The following is a 4,269-nucleotide window of genomic DNA, read 5'->3' on the forward strand; positions in this document are numbered from 1 at the left end:
TCTAAATACAGTGAACGATAAAAAGGAGATTTTTCAACAATAAAATCCAAATGCTTTTTAATTTTTTTATTTTGATAGTTTTCGATTTCATGTCTTGAATGAAATTTACGACCATATTTTGTTAAAATATAATGCTTTAATAATCTAACTTTATTCATAGATAACTCCTTGTTTTACCTTTTCCCAAGTTTTATGACAATGTGTTGGTAGGATATCTATTTCAGGGTTTTGAATCCACAACTGATTTAATTTTTTCAAATTATTTCGATACATTTCGACATCTTCTATTATGACATTAGCGATCCAATGTGGAAAAATTAATTGTTCAAATGCTTCACTTACCCAGACTGCATCCGCACATAATAAAACACGTTTTCCACTCTGCAAATTCACAAATATCCCAAATTGTCCAATTGCATGACCAGTTAAGTCAATCGCTATCACTGATTCATCTTCAAAAACATCATAGCCTATTGAAAAATCGCCATAGCTTTTACTTAATTGCATCTCGTCCATTTCATCGATAAACATTAATCTTTCCTCAATATTCTCCGGAAGTAAATCAAGCAAGCAACCTTTTGTTAATGCTTGAAACTTACTCTTCGTCACGATATGTTCATAGGCTTTTTTAAATGTTAATATTTTGGCATTAGGAAAATCCTTTAATCCTGCAGTGTGATCCCCGTGGAAATGTGAAAGAATAATATAGTTTATCTGTTTTTGATTAATACCGAGCTCCTCTAGTTGATATTTTATTGATTTTGTTTCAGTAAACGTTACTGGTGTTATTTTCGCATATACCGAATAAGGAAATCGTTTTGTTGCCTCAAGGAAATGTGAGGCATACCCTGTATCAAATAAAATATATCCATATGTCTCATGATTTAGTAATGCAACGGTTGCAGGAAATTTTACCGATTTAAAGCTTCCGTTCGAAAGGATAATTTTTTCCGGATGTGTACAATAACCACATTCAAATAATTGCAACGACTTAATATTCATGATTCTTCCACCATTCTACAAATTCAGCAGCTCCTGTTTCAATTGAAACAGCAGGAGCATAGCCAAGCTCACTCTTTGCCTTTTCAATAGACAAAGTTTGCGTTTGTGAGAGCACGCTAACCGTATATTTCGTAAGCAACGGCTCTTTTCCCTGAAAAACGACTGTTGAAAGCTTTTCTAGTAAGCTAGCGATAAAATATGCTTTTTTAACTGAAATCGTTTTATATTTTACAGAAATGCCAAGCTGTGCAATGACATTCTCGATCATTTTATATAAGCTCACACTTGTTCCGTTTGTAATATTATACTTTTGACCCAACGTTTTTTCTTCAGAATTCATGCATAGTAATAAAACATCAACAACATTTTCTACATATGTAAGGTCAATCTCAACATCCCCATTACCAAACTTAGGGAAAATTCCCTTTTCACACACTTTAATTAATCTTGGTAGGATTGCGTTATCACCAGGGCCAAAAATTGCCCGTGGACGAATTGTAATTGACGGAACGCCAGCTTCAAACGCTTTATCAACTTCAATTTCAGCTAAATATTTCGTTTCAGCATAATGATTCACAAATTTATTTGGTAACGGGTCTGATTCTTTTACGTTTCTTCTTTCATTGTAATAAAAATATAAGCTTGGGGTAGAAACATGGATTAGCCTTTTTACATTCGCTTGTTTACAGCCTTCTATCACATGCTTAGTTCCTAAAACATTTGCATCGTAAAAATTCTTGTATTTCCCCCATGGAGAAGAAAGTGCACCACAATGAAAGACATAATCCTTATTTTTACAGAGCTCAATGATTCGTTCTTTGTCCTCTAATATGCTTGGTTCAAACCGAATATTCTTCTCAGTAAGCATTTGACCAATTTTACGATTCCTTCCTGTTGCTGTGACATTAAAGCCAAGAGTGGCCAATCGGAATGCTAATTTTTGCCCTAAAAATCCTGTAGCACCAGTTACAAGCACATTCATCCATCTTCACCATCCCAACTTATATCATATGTAGATTGTTCTAACAGTTTATTTTTATAAACTCTACTATCCTTCCATAAATAGAACATACTGAGAAATTGATAGATTACCGGTTTTCTATCATTCGCTTTATAAACAGCGTCATGAAATGTGAAAACAATTTTCAACCATCTCTTAATCCCTTTAATTGTCGTACATTTTTTTAAACCGTAAAGTAATACTCCTAGCTTTATCGCTTCTTTAACACCTTGTTTAGGATATAGAGTTTGTCGTTGTTCTTCATTACTAAAAACCGTCCCTAATTGCTTATCAAACAAATGCAAACCACTAGTTGCACGTGGATTACACTCAATTGGTATCGGTACACCATCAGGATTCAATATAAAATCAAAAGATATTTGTCCTGTATAGGATAGTTTTTCAACAATTTTCCGCGTGAAATCCTCAATATAATCATTTTTAATATATTCAAAGGACAATGTGGCACCTAAGCCAGCTGTCATTTCAGAACGATAAATTGAATGGGCAAGCAGCCTTCCTTCTTTGCAAATTGCATAAGAGCAATATTGGGGACCAATAATTCTTTCCTGAGCAATCCATGAAGAATTAAATTCAATTGATTTTTTAAGCTCACTAATAGATTTTAAAAATACAACTGATTCTGAAAAACGGGAAAACACTTTTTTCGCTACAATTTCTTGATTTAAAAAATATTGACTAAGCACTTCCTGATTTGTTTCAGGAGTGAGTAAACATGTTTTTGGTGTTTTAAACCCCAATTCTTCAACAAATCGAATAAATGTCTCCTTATGATGAAGCATCGTCATATGTTGTAAGTCATCGACAAATACATCACAATACTGTGATAGCTCACTTTTATATTTTGAAAGATAAAAAGTCTCCTCACATGTCGGAATTAAGATGTCTATTTTATATTCTTTAATAATTCGAGCGAGACTATTTACCCATTCATTCGGATTAAATTTTGGAGAAGGAGTGTAAAAATATTTCGTCACACTATTAGATGATTTTGCTATTGCATACGAAATACAATCAGCCGCAAATACAACAAAACCGAATTCCTTTAAGATTCGACATAAATGTAAAGTAACAGGAGCTCTTGCCCCTGTAATTAACACCCTTCTCGAATTAATACTCAAAAAGAATGCCTCCTATAGATAATCCGGCAGATGTGCCTAATAAAAAGACTTTATCTCCCCGTTTAACCCTACCTTGTTTAATTGCCTCATACAATGCCATTGGAATAGATGCAGCAATCATATTTCCATAATTTTCAATTATTGTCATAAATCGTTCTTCATTAACGCTAAGTTTTTTTCGAATAATTTTCATTGCCGAGGCACTAGCCTGATGTGGGACGATCATCTTTATATCATCCATTGTTAGATTAGTATTTTTAAATAATTTTTCGATGAAAGTCGGCAGCAATTTATATGAGAGCTTAAATATTGCCGTACCGTCCATGTCAAATAGGAAATCCTCCTTTGTATCGTCAGCATAATTTCTAGGATGAATCTTTGTCCCGCCCCCTCTAATTTCAGAAAGATGTGCACCTGCACTGTACGTTTCCATACGTGAGGCAATAATATGTGAGCTATCCGTTTCAGTTGTTTTCGAAAAAACGTAAGCAACCGCGCCATCTCCAAATAGAATGCTACTTTCATTTTGACTCCAGTTCAGCCCTACCGAAGCAATTTCAGAAGAAACAATTAACACATGGTTAAACCTTCCTGATTCCATTGCATACGAAATCATATCTAATGCTGTTAGAAAACTTAAACATGTTGAATTAATATCAAACGCGGGGATCCCAGAATGCTGGAGTCCTAGTTGTTCTTGAATAAGTGAAGCATTACAAGGTATCGCCTGCTCCATTGTTCCGCTTCCACTTACAATACAATCAAGTTCATTTAGTTCAATACCCGCGTCAGCTATTGCTTTTTTCGCTGCCTCTGCTCCCATGTATGACGCAGTTTCATCTGTCACAAAATAACGCTGCTTAACACCTGATTTTTTTTCCGACCAACCGTTTTTTGCACCTATTATTTTATCAATTTCTGCTCCATCTACTATTCTTTTTGGTAGATATGAGCCAATACCAGTTATTTTAATATTACGTTTCATCTGTATGCACCCCAAATTTCCCTATTTATCTTTAAGGCTATTTTCCCTAAAAAAGCCATCTTATGCTATCTTACCGTTTTTCGTTACTTTAGAAAATAAAGATTTTTTCACATTTTTTACATTTAATCATTAGTTAATTG

4 protein-coding genes are annotated in these 4,269 nt (G+C 34.1%); all 4 read right to left on the reverse strand.

Annotation, left to right across the window (positions count from 1 at the left end):
• Window positions 1-150: 150 nt before the first annotated feature.
• Genes HU235_RS21895 through HU235_RS21910 form a run of 4 tightly spaced genes read right to left on the reverse strand, consistent with a single transcriptional unit; the run spans window position 151 to window position 4,129 of the window.
• Window positions 151-1,002, reverse strand: a complete 852-nt coding sequence (locus HU235_RS21895; protein ID WP_174881581.1) for an MBL fold metallo-hydrolase — start codon at window positions 1,000-1,002, stop codon at window positions 151-153.
• On the reverse strand, window positions 992-1,984 hold the full coding sequence (locus HU235_RS21900) for an NAD-dependent epimerase/dehydratase family protein (protein ID WP_174881582.1): 993 nt from the start codon (window positions 1,982-1,984) through the stop codon (window positions 992-994). Before HU235_RS21900 ends, HU235_RS21895 begins: the two co-directional genes overlap by 11 nt.
• Window positions 1,981-3,144, reverse strand: a complete 1,164-nt coding sequence (locus HU235_RS21905) for an ATP-grasp domain-containing protein (protein WP_174881583.1) — start codon at window positions 3,142-3,144, stop codon at window positions 1,981-1,983. The genes HU235_RS21900 and HU235_RS21905 overlap by 4 nt, the downstream gene beginning before the upstream one ends.
• Window positions 3,134-4,129 carry a beta-ketoacyl-ACP synthase III gene (locus HU235_RS21910; protein WP_174881584.1) on the reverse strand — a complete coding sequence of 332 codons (996 nt, stop codon included), beginning with the start codon at window positions 4,127-4,129 and terminating at the stop codon, window positions 3,134-3,136. Before HU235_RS21910 ends, HU235_RS21905 begins: the two co-directional genes overlap by 11 nt.
• Window positions 4,130-4,269 lie beyond the last annotated feature (140 nt).

Origin of the sequence: Metabacillus niabensis, from assembly GCF_902829255.1 — a bacterium.
Lineage (GTDB): Bacteria > Bacillota > Bacilli > Bacillales > Bacillaceae > Metabacillus > Metabacillus niabensis.

Coding starts and splice junctions, on each gene's coding strand:
- HU235_RS21900 (WP_174881582.1), bottom strand. CDS start 1,984: ATGAATGTGCTTGTAACTGGTGCTACAGGATTTTTAGGGCAAAAATTA.
- HU235_RS21910 (WP_174881584.1), bottom strand. CDS start 4,129: ATGAAACGTAATATTAAAATAACTGGTATTGGCTCATATCTACCAAAA.
- HU235_RS21895 (WP_174881581.1), bottom strand. CDS start 1,002: ATGAATATTAAGTCGTTGCAATTATTTGAATGTGGTTATTGTACACAT.